Source organism: Pseudomonas sp. G1002, from assembly GCF_013385455.1.
In the GTDB taxonomy this organism is placed as follows: Bacteria; Pseudomonadota; Gammaproteobacteria; order Pseudomonadales; family Pseudomonadaceae; genus Aquipseudomonas.
The window spans coordinates 377,869-399,915 of the sequence record NZ_JACAPY010000016.1 but is presented as its reverse complement, the minus strand read 5'-3'; the positions used below and the strand labels follow the sequence as shown (position 1 = coordinate 399,915).

The 22,047-nt window shown below is 60.5% G+C and carries 17 protein-coding genes; 11 read left to right on the top strand and 6 right to left on the bottom strand.

Features of this window, described 5'->3' with window-relative positions:
* Window positions 1-338: 338 nt before the first annotated feature.
* The 3 genes from HX801_RS08025 to HX801_RS08015 are packed head-to-tail and all read left to right on the top strand — an operon-like array spanning window position 339 to window position 2,969.
* Window positions 339-1,778: a cytochrome ubiquinol oxidase subunit I gene (locus HX801_RS08025; RefSeq protein WP_008432808.1), complete on the top strand. Its 1,440-nt coding sequence runs from the start codon at window positions 339-341 to the stop codon at window positions 1,776-1,778.
* Between the two features lie 3 nt (window positions 1,779-1,781).
* Window positions 1,782-2,789, top strand: a complete 1,008-nt coding sequence (cydB, locus tag HX801_RS08020; protein WP_008432810.1) for a cytochrome d ubiquinol oxidase subunit II — start codon at window positions 1,782-1,784, stop codon at window positions 2,787-2,789.
* A gap of 12 nt (window positions 2,790-2,801) precedes the next feature.
* Complete coding sequence (locus HX801_RS08015; RefSeq protein ID WP_003215809.1) at window positions 2,802-2,969, top strand: DUF2474 domain-containing protein; 168 nt, start codon at window positions 2,802-2,804, stop codon at window positions 2,967-2,969.
* 41 nt (window positions 2,970-3,010) lie between these two features.
* On the opposite strand, the gene HX801_RS08010 is transcribed toward HX801_RS08015, so the two are convergent.
* Together HX801_RS08010 and HX801_RS08005 are read right to left on the bottom strand one after the other, a co-directional pair.
* The gene (locus HX801_RS08010; protein ID WP_177021864.1) at window positions 3,011-4,135 is read right to left on the bottom strand and encodes a methyltransferase; all 1,125 of its coding nucleotides are present in this window, start codon (window positions 4,133-4,135) and stop codon (window positions 3,011-3,013) included.
* 128 nt (window positions 4,136-4,263) lie between these two features.
* The gene (locus HX801_RS08005; RefSeq protein ID WP_003215813.1) at window positions 4,264-4,974 is read right to left on the bottom strand and encodes a LuxR family transcriptional regulator; all 711 of its coding nucleotides are present in this window, start codon (window positions 4,972-4,974) and stop codon (window positions 4,264-4,266) included.
* A gap of 405 nt (window positions 4,975-5,379) precedes the next feature.
* On the opposite strand from HX801_RS08005, the gene HX801_RS08000 reads away from it, so the two are divergent.
* Complete coding sequence (locus HX801_RS08000; protein ID WP_177021863.1) at window positions 5,380-6,156, top strand: ferredoxin--NADP reductase; 777 nt, start codon at window positions 5,380-5,382, stop codon at window positions 6,154-6,156.
* A gap of 40 nt (window positions 6,157-6,196) precedes the next feature.
* Here the strand turns inward: HX801_RS08000 and mscL are convergent, their stop codons facing one another.
* Window positions 6,197-6,613 (bottom strand): large-conductance mechanosensitive channel protein MscL, encoded by a 417-nt coding sequence (gene mscL / locus HX801_RS07995; protein WP_003215816.1) that lies wholly within the window; start codon window positions 6,611-6,613, stop codon window positions 6,197-6,199.
* A 286-nt stretch (window positions 6,614-6,899) separates the two neighbouring features.
* On the opposite strand from mscL, the gene katB reads away from it, so the two are divergent.
* The 3 genes from katB to radA all read left to right on the top strand — a co-directional run bounded on the left by katB (window position 6,900) and on the right by radA (window position 10,489).
* A complete protein-coding gene (gene katB / locus HX801_RS07990) occupies window positions 6,900-8,441 on the top strand; it encodes a catalase KatB (protein WP_003215817.1) in 1,542 nt (513 codons plus the stop codon).
* 105 nt (window positions 8,442-8,546) lie between these two features.
* Complete coding sequence (locus HX801_RS07985; RefSeq protein ID WP_008432819.1) at window positions 8,547-9,086, top strand: ankyrin repeat domain-containing protein; 540 nt, start codon at window positions 8,547-8,549, stop codon at window positions 9,084-9,086.
* A gap of 35 nt (window positions 9,087-9,121) precedes the next feature.
* Entirely contained in the window at window positions 9,122-10,489 is a 1,368-nt protein-coding gene (gene radA, locus HX801_RS07980) for a DNA repair protein RadA (protein ID WP_003215821.1), read from the top strand.
* 115 nt (window positions 10,490-10,604) lie between these two features.
* Here the strand turns inward: radA and HX801_RS07975 are convergent, their stop codons facing one another.
* On the bottom strand, window positions 10,605-10,973 hold the full coding sequence (locus HX801_RS07975) for a PilZ domain-containing protein (RefSeq protein ID WP_076014031.1): 369 nt from the start codon (window positions 10,971-10,973) through the stop codon (window positions 10,605-10,607).
* A gap of 173 nt (window positions 10,974-11,146) precedes the next feature.
* Between HX801_RS07975 and HX801_RS07970 the strand changes: the two genes are divergently transcribed.
* The 3 genes from HX801_RS07970 (at window position 11,147) to yjiA (ending at window position 14,533) form a co-directional block, all read left to right on the top strand.
* Complete coding sequence (locus tag HX801_RS07970) at window positions 11,147-13,213, top strand: carbon starvation CstA family protein (protein WP_003215826.1); 2,067 nt, start codon at window positions 11,147-11,149, stop codon at window positions 13,211-13,213.
* A 15-nt stretch (window positions 13,214-13,228) separates the two neighbouring features.
* Window positions 13,229-13,426: a YbdD/YjiX family protein gene (locus HX801_RS07965; RefSeq protein ID WP_003176208.1), complete on the top strand. Its 198-nt coding sequence runs from the start codon at window positions 13,229-13,231 to the stop codon at window positions 13,424-13,426.
* 147 nt (window positions 13,427-13,573) lie between these two features.
* Entirely contained in the window at window positions 13,574-14,533 is a 960-nt protein-coding gene (gene yjiA / locus HX801_RS07960) for a GTPase (protein ID WP_177021862.1), read from the top strand.
* A 197-nt stretch (window positions 14,534-14,730) separates the two neighbouring features.
* On the opposite strand, the gene glyA is transcribed toward yjiA, so the two are convergent.
* Window positions 14,731-15,984: a serine hydroxymethyltransferase gene (gene glyA, locus HX801_RS07955; protein ID WP_008432824.1), complete on the bottom strand. Its 1,254-nt coding sequence runs from the start codon at window positions 15,982-15,984 to the stop codon at window positions 14,731-14,733.
* Between the two features lie 241 nt (window positions 15,985-16,225).
* Window positions 16,226-20,077, bottom strand: coding sequence for a bifunctional diguanylate cyclase/phosphodiesterase (locus tag HX801_RS07950; RefSeq protein WP_023659180.1), 3,852 nt, complete (start codon window positions 20,075-20,077; stop codon window positions 16,226-16,228).
* A 285-nt stretch (window positions 20,078-20,362) separates the two neighbouring features.
* On the opposite strand from HX801_RS07950, the gene ettA reads away from it, so the two are divergent.
* Window positions 20,363-22,027 (top strand): energy-dependent translational throttle protein EttA, encoded by a 1,665-nt coding sequence (gene ettA / locus HX801_RS07945; RefSeq protein WP_003215833.1) that lies wholly within the window; start codon window positions 20,363-20,365, stop codon window positions 22,025-22,027.
* The last annotated feature ends 20 nt before the right edge of the window (window positions 22,028-22,047 follow it).

Genomic DNA, 22,047 nt, shown 5'->3' with positions numbered 1-22,047 from the left:
GCTGTAAGAGCGGAACCAATACCAGCCATCACCCAAATAACGGATATACACCCAAAGCACGCCCAATCCACCAAAGACAACACCCAGTGACCACTGAGGCAACCTGTCACGCGGCAAAAGACCACGCCTTGCTCTCGCGAAAATGGGACTACTCTTTCAGCAATGCTTGACCCAGATCAAAACCTTCGCCGGGATTGCTCTGGCGGCCGCAAGGCCAGAATCCCTGCGTGGTTGGTTATAAAAAGAAACGAATTTGAATTCGCCACACTCCATATCCGTGGGGGCAGTGGGTGCAGGCCTCCAGCCAGCATTCGGTATTACCTGACAGAGGAAGACTTATGTTCGGTTTGGAGGCGCTAGATCTCGCCCGAATTCAATTCGCGTTCACCATCTCATTCCATATCCTGTTCCCGGCCATCACCATCGGCCTGGCCAGTTACCTTGCGGTGCTGGAAGGCCTGTGGCTCAAGACCCACAACGACACCTACCGTGACCTCTACCATTTCTGGTCGAAGATCTTTGCCGTCAACTTCGGCATGGGCGTGGTCTCCGGCCTGGTCATGGCCTATCAGTTCGGCACCAACTGGAGCCGCTTCTCGGACTTCGCCGGTGCCGTCACCGGGCCGTTGCTGACTTATGAGGTGCTCACGGCGTTCTTCCTCGAAGCCGGCTTCCTTGGGGTCATGCTGTTCGGCTGGAACAAGGTCGGGCGCAAGCTGCACTTCTTTGCCACGGTGATGGTGGCCGTCGGCACGCTGATCTCGACTTTCTGGATTCTTGCCTCCAACAGCTGGATGCAGACGCCACAGGGCTTTGAAATCATTGATGGCCGGGTGATTCCAACCGACTGGCTGGCCGTGATCTTCAACCCGTCGTTCCCCTACCGCCTGATGCACATGGCCACGGCCGCGTTCGTCGCGACCGCGTTCTTCGTCGGCTCCTCGGCGGCCTGGCACTTGCTGCGCGGCAAGGACAACCCGGCGATCCGCACCATGCTGTCGATGGCGATGTGGATGGCGCTGATCGTTGCGCCGATCCAGGCGGTCATCGGTGACTTCCACGGCCTGAATACCCTCAAGCATCAGCCGGCGAAGATCGCCGCGATTGAAGGCCACTGGGAAAATATCGGCAACGAGCCCACGCCGCTGATCCTGTTCGGCTGGCCGGACATGAAGGCTGAAAAAACCAAGTTCGCAGTAGAAATTCCGTACCTGGGCAGCCTGATCCTGACCCACTCCCTGGACAAGCAGGTGCCGGCCCTCAAGGAGTTCCCGCCTGAGGACCGTCCCAACTCGACCATCGTGTTCTGGTCGTTCCGGGTCATGGTAGGCCTGGGCTTCCTGATGATCTTCACCGGCCTGTTCAGCCTCTGGCTGCGCCGTGGCGACAAGATGTACACGTCCAAGCCGTTCCTGTACCTGGCGCTGTGGATGGGCCCGTCCGGCCTGATCGCGATTCTCGCCGGCTGGTTCACCACCGAAATCGGCCGGCAGCCGTGGGTGGTCTACGGGCTGATGCGCACGGCGGACGCTTCGTCCAATCACAGCTTTGCGCAGATGAGCATTACGTTGGTGTTGTTTGTGGTGGTGTACTTCGCGCTGTTCGGCGCGGGCCTGGGCTACATGATGCGCCTGGTGCGCAAAGGGCCTGTGACCCACGAAAGCACCGAGCCCACCCACGGTGGCCCTGGGCAGAAACGCACACCGGCGCGTCCGTTGTCGGCGGCTGATGACAGTGCCGATGCCGATCACGGCGACACCTTGAACAAGGGGAACTGAGCCATGGGTATTGATCTTCCGCTGATCTGGGCCGTGATCATCATCTTCGGCATCATGATGTACGTGGTCATGGACGGCTTCGACCTGGGGATCGGCATTCTCTTCCCGTTCATCCCGGGCAAGACCGACCGTGACGTGATGATGAACACCGTCGCCCCCGTGTGGGACGGCAACGAAACCTGGCTGGTACTCGGCGGCGCGGCGTTGTTTGGCGCGTTCCCGCTGGCCTATTCGGTAGTGCTCTCGGCGCTGTACCTGCCACTGATGCTGATGCTGATCGGGCTGATCTTTCGTGGCGTGGCGTTTGAATTCCGCTTCAAGGCCAAGGACGACAAGCGTCACTTGTGGGACAAGGCCTTCATCGGCGGCTCGCTGGCAGCGACGTTCTTCCAGGGCGTGGCGCTGGGGGCGTTCATTGATGGCATCCCGGTGGTCGACCGGCAGTTTGCCGGTGGCTCCCTGGACTGGCTGACGCCGTTCACGATGTTCTGCGGCGTGGCCCTGATCGTGGCGTATGCGCTGCTGGGCTGCACCTGGCTGATCATGAAGACCGAAGGCAGCTTGCAGGAGAAGATGCACAACCTGGCCCGGCCCCTGGCATTCGTGGTGCTGGCGGTGATCGGTATCGTCAGTCTCTGGACGCCGCTGGCCCACCCGGAAATCGCCTCGCGCTGGTTCACCCTGCCGAACCTGTTCTGGTTCCTGCCGGTGCCGATCCTGGTGCTGGTGACCATGTACGGCCTGATTCGCGCCGTGGCCCGCAATGCGCACTACACGCCGTTCCTGCTGACACTGGTGCTGATCTTCCTTGGCTACAGTGGCTTGGGGATCAGCCTGTGGCCGAACATCATCCCGCCGTCAGTCTCGATCTGGGACGCCGCCGCACCGCCGCAAAGCCAGGGCTTCATGCTGGTGGGCACCTTGTTCATCATTCCGTTCATCCTGGGCTACACCTTCTGGAGCTACTACGTGTTCCGCGGCAAGGTCACCCACGAAGACGGTTATCACTAGGAGGATTGACTCATGTCCGGCAAACCTTCGTTGCACGACATCGAACAGGCCGAGAAAAAGCCGCTCTGGCAGCGCCTGGGCTGGCTGGCGATGATCTGGACCGGCAGCGTCCTGGCCCTGTTCGTGGTGGCCAGCCTGATGCGCATGTTCATGAATGCCGCGGGCCTGACCACCCACTGACATCCCGTTGTAACTATTGCCCTCCTTCATGGAGGGCTTTTTTATTTGCGCGCCTTGAGGACCACGAACTTCGGCGTGGTCGCCACTTGCTCGACACCACGGAACAACCGCGCCAACTTGGTGTGATAACCCAAGTGACGGTTGCCGACGATGTACAGGGCGCCGCCCACCACCAACGCTTCCCGCGCTTGCTGGAACATGCGCCAGGCGAGGAAGTCACCCACCACTTGCTGCTGGTGGAACGGCGGGTTGCACAGCACCACATCCAGTGACTGCGCTTCCTGATCGGCCAGGCCGTCGCCGGGGCGAATCAGCACCTCGCGCTCACCCAGTGCGGCGCGCCAGTTCTCTTCCGCCGATTGCACGGCCATATAGGACTCATCCACCAGCGTGTACTGCGCCTGCGGATTCTGCAGCGCGCTGGCAATTGCCAGTACGCCGTTGCCACAGCCCAGGTCTGCTACCCGGGCGTCCCCCAGGTTTGCCGGAAGGTGCGGCAGGAAGGCCCGGGTGCCGATATCCAGGCCTTCGCGGCAGAACACGTTGGCGTGGTTGAGCAGTTCGATGGCCGGGGTTTCCAGGCTGTAGCGCGTAGGGTAGGGCGATATGGCGTGTGGCCGATCGGCCAGGGTGGCGATCAGCAGTCGGGCCTTTTTTACCGCCAGTGAGGCGTGCATCGGGCCGATGTAGCGCTCCAGCAGTTCGCCGGCAGCCCGTGGCAGGTGCTTGACCATCGCCCCGGCAATCACTTCGGCGCCGGGTGCCAGTTGGCCTTGCAGGCGAATCAGTTGTTCTTCGAGCAGGGCCAGGGTTTTCGGCACGCGGATCAGTACGCGGTCGAACGGCCCGGCAGGTGTCTGGCTGGCGGGCAGGAACGTTACCGCGTCGAAAGCCTTGCCGTTGCGCGCCAGGTTTTTCTCCAGGCCCAGGGCGCCGAGGAACGAGTCACCACTGGAGGTGACCTGCACATGCCCTTCGAGGCTGGCCGCCAGTGCGCCGAAACTGTCGTTGAGCACGAGTACGCGGGTCGCCGTCGTCAACTGTTGTTCCGCCAGGTAGCTGAGCAAATACTCATCGGCTGCATCAAACGCTTGCAGCGGGTCGTTGTGCTGTTCTGGCTGACGGATCAGGTCGAGTTGGGCGAAGGGGCTGTCGAGCAGGGGCATGGCGGGTGAGACTCTGGGTAAGCGAACCATCGGGGTGAGCGGCGACGCGAGGCGCATCAGGGGCTCGCGTCATCACCCGGAACTGGCCGCAAATGTTACGTTTTTTTCCCCTGGATTACATGCGGTGTTTAAAACAACCCGCATTTGACTGCCGTGATCACTGCGGCAATCTTGTTACTGACCCCCAGTTTCTTCATCGCACTGCTGATATGGAAGCCGACCGTGCGTTCGGACAGGCACAGGATGGTGGCGATGTCCGAGGCGGTCTTGCCCAAGGCCGACCATTGCAGGATTTCGGTTTCCCGCGGGGTCAATTTGCTGGGCGCTTGCGGGCTGGGATTGTCTGCGTATTTTTTGGCCACCACCGCGTGCATGGCGTGGCAAATCCAGAGCACTTGCCCGGCTTTTTCATAGAGTTCTTCAGGGCCCACTGGGCCGGTGGCACGCCCCAGGCTCAACATGCTGAAAACACCCTGGAAGTCATGAACCGATTGGGTCCATCCGAAATTCAGTCCGTTGGACTGGGCATGGGCCCATAAGTCCGGTACCGAAGAAAAGGTTTTCTCGTCCCATACGATCGGTAGAACCGAGCGTTTGCAATGCGCAACCACAGGGTCGAGATCAAAGTAGTGCTCTTGTCTGTACAGCGTATTCCATTCATTGGAATAGTTGTTGAGGTTGATAGTTTTCGTTTGGTTGTTGGGTAGATGGGAACTAAGGGTGAATGCGCAGTATTGGAAGCCAAGCTCGTAGGTAAGGTTGAGGGCAGCTTCGTACATACTGGTTATTTCGCTTTCCCCTTCGAGTTTGGGCAGGCGAGTGTTGTGCCAGTTGACCATCGGTAACTCTCCATGCGAACGGTTTTTACATGGGGTACTTCCAAGGCCCCCGGTTACAACGTGAAAAAATAGTGTAGGACAACGGCTACAGCTCGAAATAAAAATTTAGTTATGTTCAAGCGGGCGTTAGGCCAATAACATTTGTACAACCTGGCTACGGTGTACAGGTTTCAGGCGTTCGATAAGATTTTTTTCCATTAGTTTTAAGAACTTGCTCTAAATGCGCCTTGTTAATATTTAGTTGCACTCCCTCATCTAATGGCTTGTTGGAAGGCGACTAATAGCCAAATATTTAGTACCGCCCAGCGGTTGCCACAATGGGCAGCGGCAATTCCAGCACAAACCATCGGTGTTTCCAGGCGGCGCTTTGGGGGACACTAGGGGCCTCTGCAAATGGAGTTTCCCATGACGGCCAGTGCTGAAAAATACACCCGCCAGACCCTGCTCGACGTGAAATCGCTGACTCCCAGCCTGTTTACCCTGCGCACTACCCGAGACCCGGGCTTTCGCTTTTGCGCCGGGCAATTCGTGCGCCTGGGGGTGACCAAGGCCGATGGCAGCATTGTGTGGCGTGCTTATTCGGTGGTGTCCTCGCCCTTTGACGAGCACCTGGATTTCTTCTCTATCGTCGTGCCGGGTGGCGAGTTCACCAGTGAGCTGAGCCGCCTGCGCGAGGGCGATACCCTGCTGGTGGAACGCCAGGCCACGGGCTTTCTGACCCTGGACCGGTTTGTGGATGGTCGCGATCTGTGGCTGCTGGGCACCGGGACCGGTATTGCGCCGTTTCTCTCGATCCTGCAGGACTTCGAAGTGTGGGAGAAATTCGAGCGGATTATCCTCGTCTATAGTGCCCGCGAAGCAAGGGAGCTGGCTTACCAGTCGTTGATCCATGAACTGGGCGAACGTGAGTACCTGGCAGAATACGCCCACAAGCTCACCTACATTCCTATCGTCACCCGCGAGCAACATCCGGGCGCGCTGAATGGGCGGATTACCACCCTGATCGAGAACGGCGAATTGGAGCGCGCCGCAGGCATCGAGCTGACCCCCGAGCATTCCAGGGTGATGATTTGCGGTAACCCGCAGATGATCGACGACACGCGTCAGTTGCTGAAACAGCGCGACATGCAACTGAGCCTGACCCGCCGTCCGGGGCAGGTCGCGGTAGAAAACTACTGGTAAAACAAAGGCGCCCTGCAGGCGCCTTTACTTTTTGCCGAGCTTACTCGGGCTTGCTGTTCTGTGCCTTGAGCAGATCGCGGATCTCCCCCAGCAGCACTTCTTCCTTGGTCGGGACCGGCGGCAGGCTAGGTGCCACGGCCTCTTCACGCTTCAGGCGGTTGATGGCCTTCACGCCCATGAAGATCGCAAACGCAACGATCACAAAGTCGATCACGCTCTGGATGAACTTGCCGTACGCCAGTACGACGGCCGGCGCATCGCCCTGGGCGGCTTTAAGCGTTACGGCCAGGTCGCCGAAGTCGACACCCCCAATCAACAGGCCGATAGGTGGCATCACCACGTCGCCTACAAAGGATGAAACAATTTTGCCGAAGGCGGCGCCGATGATAATACCGACCGCCATGTCGACCACATTACCTTTGACCGCGAAGGCCTTGAACTCACTTAACACGCCCATAGGTTATTCCTTGTTACAGATGAGGAGGTAGAAGCCAGTGTAAGACAGTGTGGCGAGGCTTGCTCGACACAACTGCTAACAGTGTCCGTTTTTATCGACACATTAAATCGCAAATAGTTTGCAAAGTGCCACCAATCGCGCGCGGAATACCCGCTATTTCAGTGGGTTACCACACTATTTTTTCAATCGCCATGGTAAGACTTTTCTACTTATCTTCTGACTCGCGGCTCACTAGCCTCTGGCAAGCACAACTCAATGTGCACTAAAAAAACCAGAGGATACCTCGATGAAAAACCCTATTAGCCGCGGGCCTATTTCTGCGCGACAGGTGCTGTTTGCAGTGAGCGCCAGTCTTCTTTCGCTGTCCGTACACGCCGCCAACCTCACGCGCGATAATGGCGCGGCGGTCGGTGACAATCAGAACTCGCAAACCGCCGGTGCGAATGGCCCGGTCCTGTTGCAAGACGTGCAACTGATCCAGAAGTTGCAGCGCTTTGATCGCGAGCGTATTCCGGAGCGCGTTGTGCACGCCCGTGGCACCGGCGCTCACGGTACTTTCACCGTCACCGATAACCTCAGCGACCTGACCAAGGCCAAGGTGTTTGCCGCCGGCGAAGCCACGCCGGTATTTGTGCGCTTCTCTGCGGTCGTTCACGGCAACCATTCGCCGGAAACCCTGCGTGACCCGCGCGGCTTCGCCACCAAGTTCTACACCGCCGAAGGTAATTGGGACCTGGTCGGTAATAACTTCCCGACGTTCTTTATTCGCGATGCGATCAAGTTTCCGGACATGGTTCACGCCTTTAAACCAGATCCGCGCACTAACCTGGACGATGATTCCCGTCGCTTTGACTTCTTCTCCCATGTTCCGGAGTCCACTCGTACGTTGACCGAGTTGTACTCGGACTCCGGCACTCCAGCCAGTTACCGGGAAATGGACGGTAACGGTGTACATGCCTACAAGTTGATTAACGCCAAGGGCGAAGTGCACTACGTCAAGTTTCACTGGAAGAGCCTGCAAGGCATCAAGAACCTCGATCCTAAACAAGTGACTGAAGTACAGGGCCGTGACTACAGCCATATGACCAATGATTTGGTCACGCACATCAATAAGGGCGACTTCCCCAAGTGGGACCTGTATGTGCAAGTGCTGAAACCGGAAGACCTGGCCAAGTTTGATTTCGACCCGTTGGATGCCACCAAGATCTGGCCGGACGTACCGGAGCGCAAAGTCGGGCAGATGGTGCTGAACCGTAACCCGGCCAACGTCTTCCAGGAAACCGAGCAAGTCGCCATGGCGCCGGCCAACCTGGTGCCGGGCATCGAGCCGTCGGAAGACCGCCTGCTGCAAGGCCGGGTGTTCTCCTATGCCGATACGCAAATGTACCGCCTGGGGCCAAACGCCCTGCAACTGCCGATCAACGCACCCCGGGTGACCGTCAACAACGGTAACCAGGACGGCGCGATGAACTTCGGCAAGACCACCACTGGCGTGAACTACCAGCCAAGCCGCCTGCTGCCACGGGAAGAGCCGCAAACCGCGCGGTACAGCCAGTCGGCCCTGTCGGGCAGTACCCAGCAAGCGAAGATCCAGCGTGAGCAGAACTTCAAGCAGGCCGGCGACCTGTACCGCTCGTTCAACAAGAAAGAACGCCAGGACTTGATCGACAACTTCGGCGGCTCCCTGGCCACCACCGATGACGAGAGCAAGCACATCATCCTGTCGTTCCTCTACAAGGCGGATCCGGAGTACGGCACCGGCGTGACCAAAGTGGCCAAGGGCGACCTGGCCCGCGTCAAGGCATTGGCCGAAAAGCTGACCGACTAACCGCCCACGCTCCCTGTAGGAGCCGGCTTGCCGGCGATTGCGCCCACAAGGACGCCATCGCCGGCAAGCCGGCTCCTACAGGTGGCACATCACTGAGAATTTGCCATGCGAATCTTTATAGGCGCTGTCCTTGCGTGTTTGTCGTTCAGCGTATTGGCCGAACAAGCTGACCCGGCCGCGCTTAAGGCACAACTGCAGGATTACTACTTCGACGCTGCCCGCCGTGGCGACGTGGAAATGCTCAACACCTTCATCGAATCCGGCTATTCGCTGAACACCCAGGATGAAAAAGGCTACACGGCGCTGATTCTCGCCGCCTATCACGGTGAAAGTGCCTACGTGGACCGATTGCTCGCCGCCGGCGCCGATGCCTGCGTGCAGGACAAACGCGGCAACACCGCCTTGATGGGCGCGATCTTCAAGGGTGAGCTGAAAATCGCCCAGCGCCTGCTCGCCACCGACTGCAACCCCGACCAGCGCAACGGCGCCGGACAAACGGCGGCCATGTATGCCGGGCTGTTCAAACGCGTGGAACTGCTGGATGAACTGAAAGCCAAGGGCGCCGATCTGAATGCCGAAGACCCGATCGGTAACAGCGCTTCACGTTTGGCCAGCGGTGAAATCCGTACCCCGGCGCCGCGCTGAGCTATCATCGCGGTTTTTCGGTTGGAGGTTCTCAAATGGCAAAGGCCAAGCGCATGTATGGCTGCACGGAGTGCGGCGCGACCTTTCCCAAGTGGGCCGGCCAGTGCACGGAATGCGGTGCGTGGAACACCCTGACCGAAACCATGATCGAGAGCGGCGGCGCCGTGGCCCCCAGTGGCCGTTCCGGCTGGACCGGGCAACAAACCCAGATCAAGACCCTGGCCGAAGTCAGCGTCGAAGAAATCCCGCGTTTCTCCACCGCTTCCGGTGAACTGGACCGGGTGCTGGGCGGCGGCCTGGTGGATGGTTCGGTGGTACTGATCGGCGGTGACCCGGGCATCGGTAAATCCACGATCCTGCTGCAAACCCTGTGCAGCATCGCCAGCCGCATGCCGGCGTTGTATGTCACCGGCGAAGAATCCCAGCAGCAGGTGGCCATGCGTGCGCGCCGCCTGGGCTTGCCTCAGGACCAACTGCGGGTGATGACCGAAACCTGCATCGAAAGCATCATCGCCACCGCGCGCCTGGAAAAGCCCAAGGTGATGGTGATCGACTCGATCCAGACGATTTTCACCGAGCAACTGCAATCGGCACCGGGTGGCGTGTCCCAGGTGCGGGAAAGTGCCGCGCTGCTGGTGCGCTATGCAAAACAGAGCGGTACGGCGATTTTCCTGGTGGGCCACGTGACGAAAGAAGGCGCGCTGGCCGGCCCACGAGTGCTGGAACACATGGTCGACACCGTGCTGTATTTCGAAGGCGAGTCCGACGGGCGGTTGCGTTTGCTGCGGGCGGTGAAGAACCGTTTTGGCGCGGTCAACGAGCTGGGTGTGTTCGCCATGACTGACCGGGGCTTGAAAGAGGTCTCCAACCCGTCAGCGATTTTTCTTACCCGCGCCCAGGAAGAAGTCCCAGGCAGTGTGGTGATGGCAACGTGGGAAGGGACCCGACCGATGCTGGTGGAAGTCCAGGCGCTGGTGGACGACAGCCACTTGGCCAACCCGCGTCGTGTCACCCTGGGCCTGGACCAGAACCGGCTGGCGATGTTGCTGGCGGTATTGCACCGCCACGGCGGCATTCCCACCCATGACCAGGATGTATTCCTCAACGTGGTGGGCGGGGTCAAGGTGCTGGAAACCGCGTCTGACCTGGCGTTGATGGCGGCGGTGATGTCCAGCCTGCGCAACCGGCCGTTGCCCCATGATTTGCTGGTGTTTGGCGAAGTGGGCCTGTCGGGTGAAGTGCGCCCGGTGCCCAGCGGCCAGGAGCGCCTGAAGGAAGCGGCCAAGCATGGCTTCAAGCGGGCCATCGTGCCCAAGGGCAATGCGCCGAAAGAAATGCCACCGGGGCTGCAAGTGATTGGGGTAACGCGCCTGGAGCAGGCGCTGGATGCCCTGTTCGAATAGTCGCCAGCCACCCATCACCCCTGTAGGAGCCGGGCTTGCCCGCGATGGCGGTGTATCAGCTGATTGATATGCAAACTGACACACCGCCATCGCAGGCAAGCCAGCTCCCACATGTTCAGGTCTCCAGCAAGGCGGCGAATTCCCGCTCCAGCTCTGCCTGATCACCGAGGTTCAGCTCGATTATCCGCCGCAGGTGGCTGATGGAGTCGAGGTCGATGTGCTCGCACACAAAGCCGAGCTGCCCATGATCGTCGTGGGTCAGCCGCACCTGCATCTTTACGTTGGTCTCGGCGTCCAGATGAATGTCCACGTCGAATGATTCGTAGCGGTGGCCGTGCCAGTCTTGTGGCCGTTGCACCAGCAAGCCCTTGAGCGACAAATCTACCAATTGCACCGACCAGACATGGCCGTCTTGCGTGAGCTCGGTCCTGGCATCGAAGGCAATGCGTCGGAAACGGCGTCGGTCTGAAGGCTGTTCGCTCATGGTGAAACCCTCTGTGGATAAAGGAATTGTAGCCGTGCGCCATCATGGGGCGGTTTTTTCTGCTTTTTTTGCCCCGGCAAGGCTCTAGACCAACGTAGGGGGGTGGCCTTTAAGGCCAGTAGCGCTAAACTCGGGATGGCTGTCTTTCTGTCCACCCTGGCTGGAATATAAAAATGAAAAATAATAATAGCCTGCTACGCCATCTACCCTGGCTGCTGCTGGCAATCGTAGGAGCGTGCGCCCTGGGCGTAGTGGCCTTGCGCCGCGGCGAGGCGATCAACGCCTTGTGGATCGTGGTCGCAGCAGTGGCCATTTATCTGGTTGCTTACCGTTACTACAGTCTGTTCATCGCTAACCATGTGATGCAGCTCGATCCACTGCGGGCTACCCCCGCTGTGCTGAACAACGACGGTCTGGACTATGTGCCGACCAACAAACACATCCTTTTTGGTCACCACTTCGCGGCAATCGCCGGCGCAGGGCCTTTGGTCGGCCCGGTACTGGCGGCGCAGATGGGCTACCTGCCCGGCACGTTGTGGCTGATCGCCGGCGTGGTGCTGGCCGGGGCGGTGCAGGACTTCATGGTCCTGTTCCTGTCCACTCGTCGCAACGGCCGTTCCCTGGGGGACATGGTCCGCGAAGAAATGGGCCGTGTGCCCGGGACCATCGCGCTGTTCGGCTGCTTCCTGATCATGATCATCATCCTCGCGGTGCTGGCGCTGATCGTGGTCAAGGCCCTGGCCGAAAGCCCGTGGGGCATCTTCACGGTGATGGCAACCATCCCGATCGCGATGTTCATGGGCATCTACATGCGCTACATCCGCCCGGGCCGCATCGGTGAAATCTCGATTGTCGGCGTGCTGTTGCTGCTGGGTTCGATCTGGCTGGGCGGGCAGATTGCCGCTGACCCGGTGTGGGCCAAGGCCTTCAGCTTCACCGGCATCCAGATCACCTGGATGCTGGTGGGTTATGGCTTCGTGGCTGCCGTGTTGCCGGTGTGGCTGATCCTCGCACCACGGGACTACCTGTCTACGTTCCTGAAAATCGGCACCATCATCGCCCTGGCGATTGGCATCCTGGTGACCATGCCCGACCTGAAAATGCCGGCGCTGACCCAGTTCATCGATGGCACCGGCCCGGTGTGGAAGGGCGGCCTGTTCCCGTTCCTGTTCATCACCATCGCCTGTGGCGCGGTCTCGGGTTTCCACGCACTGATCTCCTCGGGCACCACGCCCAAGTTGCTGGCCAGTGAAGGGCACGCCCGTTACATCGGCTACGGAGGCATGTTGATGGAGTCGTTCGTGGCCATCATGGCGATGGTTGCCGCTTCGGTGATCGAGCCAGGGGTGTACTTCGCCATGAACAGCCCGGCCGCGATTGTCGGCGGTGACGTGGTGGCTGTGGCGCAAACCGTCAGCAGCTGGGGTTTTGCAATTACCCCGGAAGCGTTGCAGGCGGTGGCCCATGACATTGGTGAGTCCACCATCCTGGCCCGTGCCGGCGGTGCGCCAACCCTGGCGGTCGGTATCGCGCAGATCCTGCACAGCGTCCTGCCGGGTGAAAACACCATGGCGTTCTGGTACCACTTTGCGATCCTGTTCGAAGCGCTGTTCATCCTGACCGCAGTCGACGCCGGTACCCGTGCCGGTCGCTTCATGCTGCAGGATTTGCTCGGCTCCTTCGTGCCGGCGCTCAAGCGTACCGAGTCCTGGACGGCCAACCTGATCGCCACCGCAGGTTGCGTGGCGATGTGGGGTTACCTGCTGTACCAGGGCGTGATCGACCCACTGGGCGGCATCAACACCTTGTGGCCGCTGTTCGGTATCTCCAACCAGATGCTGGCCGGTATCGCGCTGATGCTCGCCACGGTTGTGCTGATCAAAATGAAACGCCAGCGCTACATCTGGGTGACCATGCTGCCAGCCGTATGGCTGCTGATCTGCACCGTGACCGCAGGCTTCATCAAGCTGTTCGACGCCAACCCGGCGATCGGCTTCCTGTCGCTGGCCAAGAAATACAGCGATGCCCTGGCCGGCGGCCAGATCCTCGCACCGGCCAAGAGCATCGACCAGATGCAACACGTGATCTGGAACGCCTACACCAACGCAACGCTGACGGCGCTGTTCCTGTTCGTGGTCTTCAGCATCCTGTTCTATGCGCTCAAGGTTGGCATTGCTGCCTGGGGCAAAAAGGAACGTACGGATAAAGAAGCGCCATACCAGGCCATCCCGGACGCTTGATAGAGGATTGCAATCATGTTCAATGACATCAGTCGCCTCGGTAAATACCTCGGTCAGGCCGCGCGCCTGATGGTCGGCATGCCCGACTACGACACCTACGTCGAGCATATGCAAACCAAACACCCGGACAAACCGATGATGGACTATAAGGCGTTCTTCCGGGAACGCCAGGAGGCCCGTTACGGCGGCAAGGGTGGGCCCAAGTGCTGCTAGCCCGGTAGTTCGGGCTGCGGTGATCCCTTGTGGGAGCGGGCTTGCTCGCGAAGGCGGTCTTTCAGTGATGCATGTGCTGACTGACACGCCGCCTTCGCGAGCAAGCCCGCTCCCACATTTGTTTTGTGTTTCTTCAAGGAGAATTCTTTGTCCTCTCCCATTCCCGTCACCGTCCTCAGCGGCTTCCTCGGCGCTGGCAAGACCACCTTGTTGCGTCACCTGCTCAAGGCCGAGCACGGCTTGAAAATCGCCGTGATCGAAAATGAATTCAGCGACGCCGGTATCGACACCCAATTGCTGGGCAGCGAGCCGGTGCAAGTCATGACCCTGTCCAATGGCTGCGTGTGCTGCACCATCCACACTGACCTGACCAAGGCCCTGTACCTGTTGCTGGAGCGCCTGGACAGCGGCGAGATCGCGTTCGACCGCCTGGTGATCGAGTGCACCGGCCTGGCCGACCCGGCCCCCGTGGCCCAGACCTTTTTCATCGATGAAGAACTGCGCGAGCGCTACATCCTCGACGGCATCATCACCCTGGTGGACGCGGCCCACGCCGAGCACCACCTGACCCAGACCATCGCCCAGGCGCAGATCGGGTTTGCCGACCGCCTGCTGGTGAGCAAGCGCGACCTGGTGGACGATGCCACCTTCGACGCCCTCAGCGAGCGCCTGACTCGTATCAACCGCCGGGCGCCGATTCGTGTGGTGGAACACGGCAAGATCGACCTCGCCGAACTGCTGGATGTGCGCGGCTTCAACCTCAACGCCGGCATGAGCTTGCGCCCGGTGAGCCAGGCGCCGTCCATCGATCGTATTTCCAGCCTGGTGTTGCGCACTGACCAGCCGCTGGATATCGACAAACTCAGCGAGTTCATGAACGAGCTGCTGGAAGACCACGGCAAGCAATTGCTGCGCTACAAAGGCGTGCTGAACATTGCCGGGGAAGACCGGCGCATGGTGTTCCAGGGCGTGCTGAAGCTCTACGGGTTCGACTGGGATACCGAATGGGCCGAAGGCGAGACGCGGGAAAGTGTGATTGTGTTTATTGCTGACGAGTTGCCGGAAGAGAAGATTCGCGAAGGCTTTGCGCGGGTTTACCAATCCTGACTTGAAACGCAGTCAAAATGTGGGAGCGGGCTTGTTCGCGAAAGCGGTGTATCAGTCAGCCCATGCATCAACTGACACAGCGCTTTCGCGAGCAAGCCCGCTCCCACATTTGATGTCATTTCAAATTGAGAAAGCAGCGTTTTCAGGCATAAAAAAGCCCGGCTCAAGAGCCGGGCTTTTCATTCAAGCAACTGCAATCAAGCGCCGTATACCGGCAGCTTCTTGCAGATGGCCTTGACCTTCTCACGCACAGCGTCAATCACTGCTTCGTTGTTCAGGTCAGCCAGGATGTCGCAGATCCAGCCAGCCAGTTCCTTGCACTCTGCTTCCTTGAAGCCACGAGTGGTCACAGCCGGGGTGCCGAAGCGCAGGCCGGAGGTGACGAACGGCGAACGTGGGTCGTTCGGCACCGAGTTCTTGTTCACGGTGATGAAGGCTTTGCCCAGAGCGGCGTCAGCGTCTTTACCGGAGATGTCCTGCTTGATCAGCGACAGCAGGAACAGGTGGTTCTCAGTACCGCCGGACACCACGTCAAAACCACGCTCGATGAACACGCCGGCCATGGCCTTGGCGTTTTTCACCACTTGCTGCTGGTAGGTCTTGAACTCAGGCTGCAGCGCTTCCTTGAAGCAGATCGCTTTGGCGGCGATCACGTGCTCCAGCGGGCCACCCTGGCCGCCTGGGAATACGGCGGAGTTCAGCTTCTTCTCGATCTCGGCGTTGGCGCGAGCCAGGATCAGGCCGCCACGTGGACCGCGCAGGGTCTTGTGGGTGGTGGTGGTCACGACGTCAGCGAACGGAACCGGGTTCGGGTAGACGCCAGCGGCGACCAGACCGGCCACGTGGGCCATGTCGACGAACAGGTAGGCGCCGACCTTGTCAGCGATTTCGCGGAAGCGTGGGAAATCCAGGATCTGCGAGTAGGCAGAGAAACCGGCCACGATCATTTTTGGCTTGTGCTCAACGGCCAGGCGCTCGACTTCGTCGTAGTCGATCAGGCCGTTGCCGTCGATGCCGTACTGAACGGCGTTGTACAGCTTGCCGGAGGAGGAAACGCTGGCGCCGTGGGTCAGGTGACCGCCGTGGGCCAGGCTCATGCCCAGGATGGTGTCGCCCGCTTGCAGCAGGGCCAGGTACACGGCGCTGTTGGCTTGGGAGCCGGCGTGTGGCTGGACGTTGGCGTAATCGGCGCCGAACAGTTCCTTGGCGCGGTCGATGGCCAGTTGCTCAACGATGTCGACGAACTCGCAACCGCCGTAGTAGCGCTTGCCCGGATAGCCTTCGGCGTACTTGTTGGTCAGAACCGAACCTTGAGCCTCCATCACGGCGGGGCTGGTGTAGTTTTCCGAAGCGATCAGCTCAATGTGCTCTTCCTGGCGCTGAGCTTCTTGCTCCATGGCGGCAAAGAGATCGGCGTCGTACTTGGCAATAGTCAAATCACGGCTGAACATGGCGGTCCTCAAGGATCGGGGGCAGAAAAGAAGCGCATTCTAACCCAATGGGTTTTAGATGGCATATGAAAGGACATCATGTCGCGGACAAGCGGGACTCATCTGGGGATAGGTGGTGTTTGTTCGGGCCCCTTCGCGAGCAAGCCCGCTCCCACATTCAATCGGGTTCCTTCAGGTGGAATACGGTCGAATGTGGGAGCGGGCTTGCCCGCGATGAGGCCATCCGCATCACCTGAGGATTTCAATCGAACATGAACAGCGCATCATTGCTGAACTGCGCCTCAAACCGGTTCGCCGGCATCGGTCGCCCGAACAGGTAGCCCTGCACCTCATCGCAACCGTGCTCCCGCAGGAAGTCCAGCTGCTCATGGGTTTCCACACCCTCGGCGATCACCGCCAGGTTCAGGCTGTGGGCCATGGCGATAATCGCCCGGGCAATCTGCGCATCCTGCTCACCCGACGGCAGGCCGTCGACAAAGGTGCGGTCGATCTTCAGCACGTCGATGGGGAACTGCTTGAGGTAGTTCAACGATGAATAACCGGTGCCGAAGTCATCTACCGCGATGCTCAGGCCGAGGTTTTTCAGGCTGGCGAGGATCTGCATCGCTTCGTTGACCTCGCGCATCAGGATACTTTCGGTCAGCTCCAGCTCCAGGCACGCCGGCGGCAGGCCGGTGTCCTTGAGGATGGTGGCGATGCGCTCGCCCAGTTGCCCGTCGGAGAACTGCCGGGCCGAGATGTTGACCGAGACCTTGGGCACCCGCACCTTGTTCTGGTGCCAGGTCTTGAGTTGGCGGCAGGCTTCGCTGATCACCCAGTCACCCACGTCCACCACCAGCCCCAACTCCTCCAGCACCGGGATGAAGTCCCCCGGCGGCACCAGCCCGCGGCGGGGATGGCGCCAGCGCAGCAGGGCTTCGGCGCCGGTCAAACGTTTGCCGTCGCCGCTGAACTGCGGCTGGTAATACAGCACGAATTCGTTCTGTTCCAGGGCGTGGCGCAGGTCGCTTTCCAGCTCCAGGCGTTCCAGGGCGCTGGCGTTCATGTCGGCCTGGTAGAACTGGAAGTTGTTCTTGCCCCGCTCCTTGGCGTGGTACATCGCCGTGTCGGCGTTTTTCATCAACTGGCTGAGTTCATTGCCGTCCTGCGGGCTCAGGGCGATGCCGATACTGGCGGTGACGAAGAACTCGCGGCCCTCCAGCACAAACGGCTTCACCAGGCTGGCCAGAATCTGCTCGGCCACGTGAATCGCCCGGTTCAGCGCCATCTCACGGTTGACCCGCGGTTGCAGCAGCAAGGTGAATTCGTCGCCGCCCATGCGTGCCACGGTGTCGTCTTCGGCGACGCAGCCCAGCAGGCGGGTGGCCATTTCCTTGAGCATGCGGTCGCCGGCGGCGTGGCCCAGGGAGTCGTTGATCGGCTTGAAGCGGTCGAGGTCGAGGAACATCAGCACCACCCACGACTTCTGCCGTTCCGCCGATTGCAGCGCGGTGTGCAGGCGGTCCTGGAACAGCGTGCGGTTGGGCAGGTGGGTCAGGGCGTCGTAGTAGGCCAGGCGGTGGATGCGCTGCTCGCTGGCCTTGCGTTCGCTGATGTCGCTGAAGAAGCACACGTAGCTGGCCAGGTCGCCTTCGTCATCGAACACGGCAGTAATTCCGACCCAGGCCGGGTAATGCTCGCCGTTGCGGCGCTTGAGCCACACTTCGCCTTCCCAGGTGCTGTGCTGGTGCAATTGCTTGAGCACGTAGCGCAGGTGGGCTTCCTGCTGTTCGTCGACGGTGAGCATGTTCGGCAACTGGTCGAGCACGTCCGCCACCGCATAACCGCTGACCCGGCTGAACGCCTCGTTGGCCTGCACGATGTAGCCGGCCGGGTCGGTGATCAGGATCGCCGAGGTGGAGTGTTCGAATACCGTGGCCGCCATGCGCAGGTCTTTTTCCGCACGGCGCTGCTGGCTGATATCGCGACCCACGCCAAGGATGCCCTCGAACGCGCCGTGTTCGTCCCACACCAGCACCAGGCGCAGTTCGATGGGAATCTTGCGCCCGTCGGCCCGCAGGCAGTCGAACAGGAACAGTTGGGTCTGCACGTCGTTGCGCAAGGCCGCGAGGGATTCGGGTTGGTCCAGGGCGCGGCTGACTTGCTCCACCAGGGAGTAGATACCGGTCAGTTGCTGCGGGTTGGCGATGGTCGATTGCCAGCCGTTTTCGAAGATCCAGTCGACGTCATAGCCCAGCACCGCGTTCACCGAAGGGCTGACGTAGTTGAGGGCCAGCTTGCTGTCGGTGGAGAAGATGACATCGCTGATGCTTTCCGCCAGCATGCGGTAGCGCTGTTCGCTGTCACGCAGGGATTCACTGGCTTCGATCTGGTCGGTGATGTCCTTGGCCACGCCGATGATGCGCGTCACCTGGTCAGTCTTGTCACGGGCCAGGGCCTGTTCGCGGATGTCGAAGCGCCGCCATTGGTTGTTGCGGTGGCGAAAGCGCAACTGGCACTGCAACTGGCTCAGGTAGCCGGCCTGGCGCTGTTGCAGGCGCAGGTCGTGGTAGCGCTCGGCGTCTTCGGGGTGCAGCAGGATCTCCCAGAAGTACTCGCCCATTTGCTGCAGCTCGGGCTTGTTGTAGCCCAGGGTGTGGCCCAGGTGGTGGTTGCTGAAAATCATCCGCTGGCTGATCACGTCCTGCACATACAGGTGATCGGGCACGGTGCGCACCACGTCCGACCAGAAACTCTCGCGCTCCACCAGTGACAACTCGATCAGCTTGCGGCTGGTGATGTCGCTGATGCTCAGGATCACGGCCTTGAAGTCGTCCTGTTGTTCCGGCAGGCGCATCACCAGCCACAGGTATTGGTCGTTGCCTTCGATATCGCTGAGCTGGATTTCCAGTTCAAGCTGCTTCTGCTGGGTCAGCACCGCGTCGATCACCTGGTTGCCGATGGCGGTCGGGCTCGACGGACAGGCGTCGATCAGGCGCTCCCAGGCTTGCTCGCAAGAAGCGACATTCAGAAGGCGCACCGCCACCTGGTTGACCTCGGTGATGCGCAGTTCCTTGAGCAGTTGCTGGCGCTGTTCCGGGTTGTCTTGCAGCAACTGTTGCAACTGCTCGCGGGTTTGCAGCCGGGCTCTATCGAAGAACGCGCGCAGGCCCGACAGGTCGAGCACGCACAGCGCCACGCCGGTGCCTTCGAAAATATCCTGGTAGCGGCGGCGCCCCTCGTGCACCTGGCGCTGGCGGCGGCGCATGTTCAGCAGCACGATCACCGGGATCAGCGAGAAGGCCAGGCCCAGCAGGCATTTGCCGATAAAGGCCGGCAGCAGTTGCTCCAGCACGGCGGCGCGGTCGAACAGGCCGCGCAGTTGCCAGTCGCTCTTGCTCAGGGGCGTGACCAGTACACTTTTGTTCAACTCGTCCGGGGTCAACGCGGTGGCCCATTGGGCCGGCATCCCGCTGTCACGGCTGACCACCCGGTGGTTCAGGCGGTTTTCGATGACCCACATCGGGCGCTGGCCCTGGCCATCCTGGCGGGTCAGGTTGGCCAGGTAATTGGGGGCCAGGCGCAAGGCCCAGTACATCTTGGTGCCGCCGCTGGGCTGGTGTAGCAGCAGGTAGATGACGGTGCCGTCGTTGTTGTTGCTCAGGTAATAGGACTGGGCGTGGCTGCGCTTGACCAGTTCTTCGAGCCAGGCGCTGTCCTGGCTGTCGCTGGCGCTGTCACTGATCATCGCGCCGCTGGGGGCGAGCAGGGCGACGCTGCGCAACTCCGGCAAGGAGCGTTGCAAGGTGCGCATCAGGATTTGTTGCTGTTCGGCGTCCCGCGGCGGTTCGACGATCGGCAGCAGGTTCAGCGCGATCTGCGCACTGAGGGCCATGTTCAGGCTGATCTGTTCGGCCAGGTCGGCGCTGTAGTCGATGGTGTATTGCTGCTGGTTTTTCTGGTTTTGCTGCAACTGGTCCAGCAGTTGCCAGAACAATAACGCGAGCAGCAACAGGACCAGCGTCGCCAATGCGCCCTTCAGGGTTCCGTGCAGGGGCGCTCCCGGCGCTATATGAGCGGCGCGCAGGGGAGTTGGCGGCGTTACGTTGGACAAACTGTGATCCTGCGGTTTGGCTGGACTGGCGCGCGACGTGCACTATAAGCCGGACGCCCGGAGGGCGGCTAGCATGCCTTGTGCTGTGGCAAAGTGCCAGCCCCGCCTGGCTGGACTGCCCACCCGCATTCAGGTAGCTTTGCCGGTTACGCGAGGGCGTTCCAGCCCCAGACAATCAGGCATCTACCGCACGCAGGCATTGATAGACATCAACGGCCCGCGCGGCGCATGGCCTGGCACGGGTTTCGCCCGCTTAATTCATCAGTCACTGACGCTAGGTTCACCATGGCTCAATACGTCTTCACCATGCATCGGCTGGGAAAAGTTGTTCCGCCGAAGCGGGAAATCCTGAAAAACATTTCTCTGTCCTTCTTCCCGGGCGCCAAGATCGGCGTGCTCGGCCTCAACGGTTCGGGTAAATCCACCCTGTTGAAAATCATGGCCGGCGTCGACACCGAGTTCGACGGCGAAGCCCGCCCGATGCCCGACCTGAACATCGGCTACCTGCCACAGGAACCTATCCTGGACCCGACCAAGACCGTGCGTGAAGTGGTCGAGGAAGCGGTCAGCGTGATCAAGAACGCCCAGGCCCGCCTGGACGAGGTCTACGCGGCCTACGCTGAAGAAGACGCCGACTTTGACAAACTGGCGGCAGAACAGGCCAAGCTCGAAGCCATCCTGCAAGCCGCCGACGGTCACAACCTGGACCGCCAGCTGGAAGTCGCCGCCGACGCGCTGCGCCTGCCGGCGTGGGACGCCAAGGTTGAACACCTGTCCGGTGGTGAAAAGCGTCGTGTGGCCCTGTGCCGCCTGCTGCTGTCGGCCCCCGACATGCTGCTGCTCGACGAACCGACCAACCACCTGGACGCCGATTCCGTCGCCTGGCTGGAGCATTTCCTGCACGACTTCCCGGGCACCGTGGTTGCGATCACGCACGACCGGTACTTCCTGGACAACGTTGCTGGCTGGATCCTCGAGCTCGACCGTGGCGCCGGTATCCCTTACGAGGGCAACTACTCCGGTTGGCTGGAAGCCAAGTCCGACCGTCTGGCCGCCGAATCCAAGCAACAGTCGGCCCATGAAAAGGCCATGAAAGACGAGCTGGAATGGGTGCGTAAAGGCGCCAAGGCGCGTCAGTCGAAATCCAAGGCCCGTCTGGCGCGTTTCGAAGAGATGCAGTCCCAGGAATTCCAGAAGCGTTCCGAGACCAACGAAATCTACATCCCGGCCGGTCCGCGCCTGGGTGACAAGGTCATCGAGTTCAAGAACGTCTGCAAGGGCTACGGCGACCGCGTGTTGATCGACAACCTGTCGTTCTCCATGCCAAAAGGCGCCATCGTTGGCGTGATCGGCGGTAACGGTGCGGGTAAATCCACGCTGTTCCGCATGCTGATGGGCAAGGAACAACCGGACTCGGGCACCATCGAAGTCGGCGAAACCGTGCAGCTGGCCTGCGTTGACCAGAGCCGCGACGACCTCGACGGCAGCAAGACGGTGTTCCAGCAGATTTCCGACGGTTCCGACCAGATCCGCATCGGCAACTATGAAATCCCGTCGCGCACCTACGTGGGTCGTTTCAACTTCAAGGGCGGCGACCAGCAGAAGTTCGTCAAGGACCTGTCCGGTGGTGAGCGTGGTCGCTTGCACCTGGCCCTGACCCTGAAAGAGGGCGGCAACGTATTGCTGCTCGACGAACCGTCAAACGACCTCGACGTTGAAACCCTGCGTTCCCTGGAAGAAGCCCTGCTGGACTTCCCGGGCGCCGCCATTGTGATCTCTCACGATCGGTGGTTCCTTGACCGCGTGGCCACTCACATCCTGGCGTACGAAGACGACTCCCAGGCGGTGTTCTTCGAAGGCAACTACACCGAATACGAAGCCGATCGCAAGAAACGCCTCGGCGAAGCTGCTGCCCAGCCGCATCGTGTACGGCACAAGAAGCTGGCCTGATCCGGGTTGGTGGTTTGAAC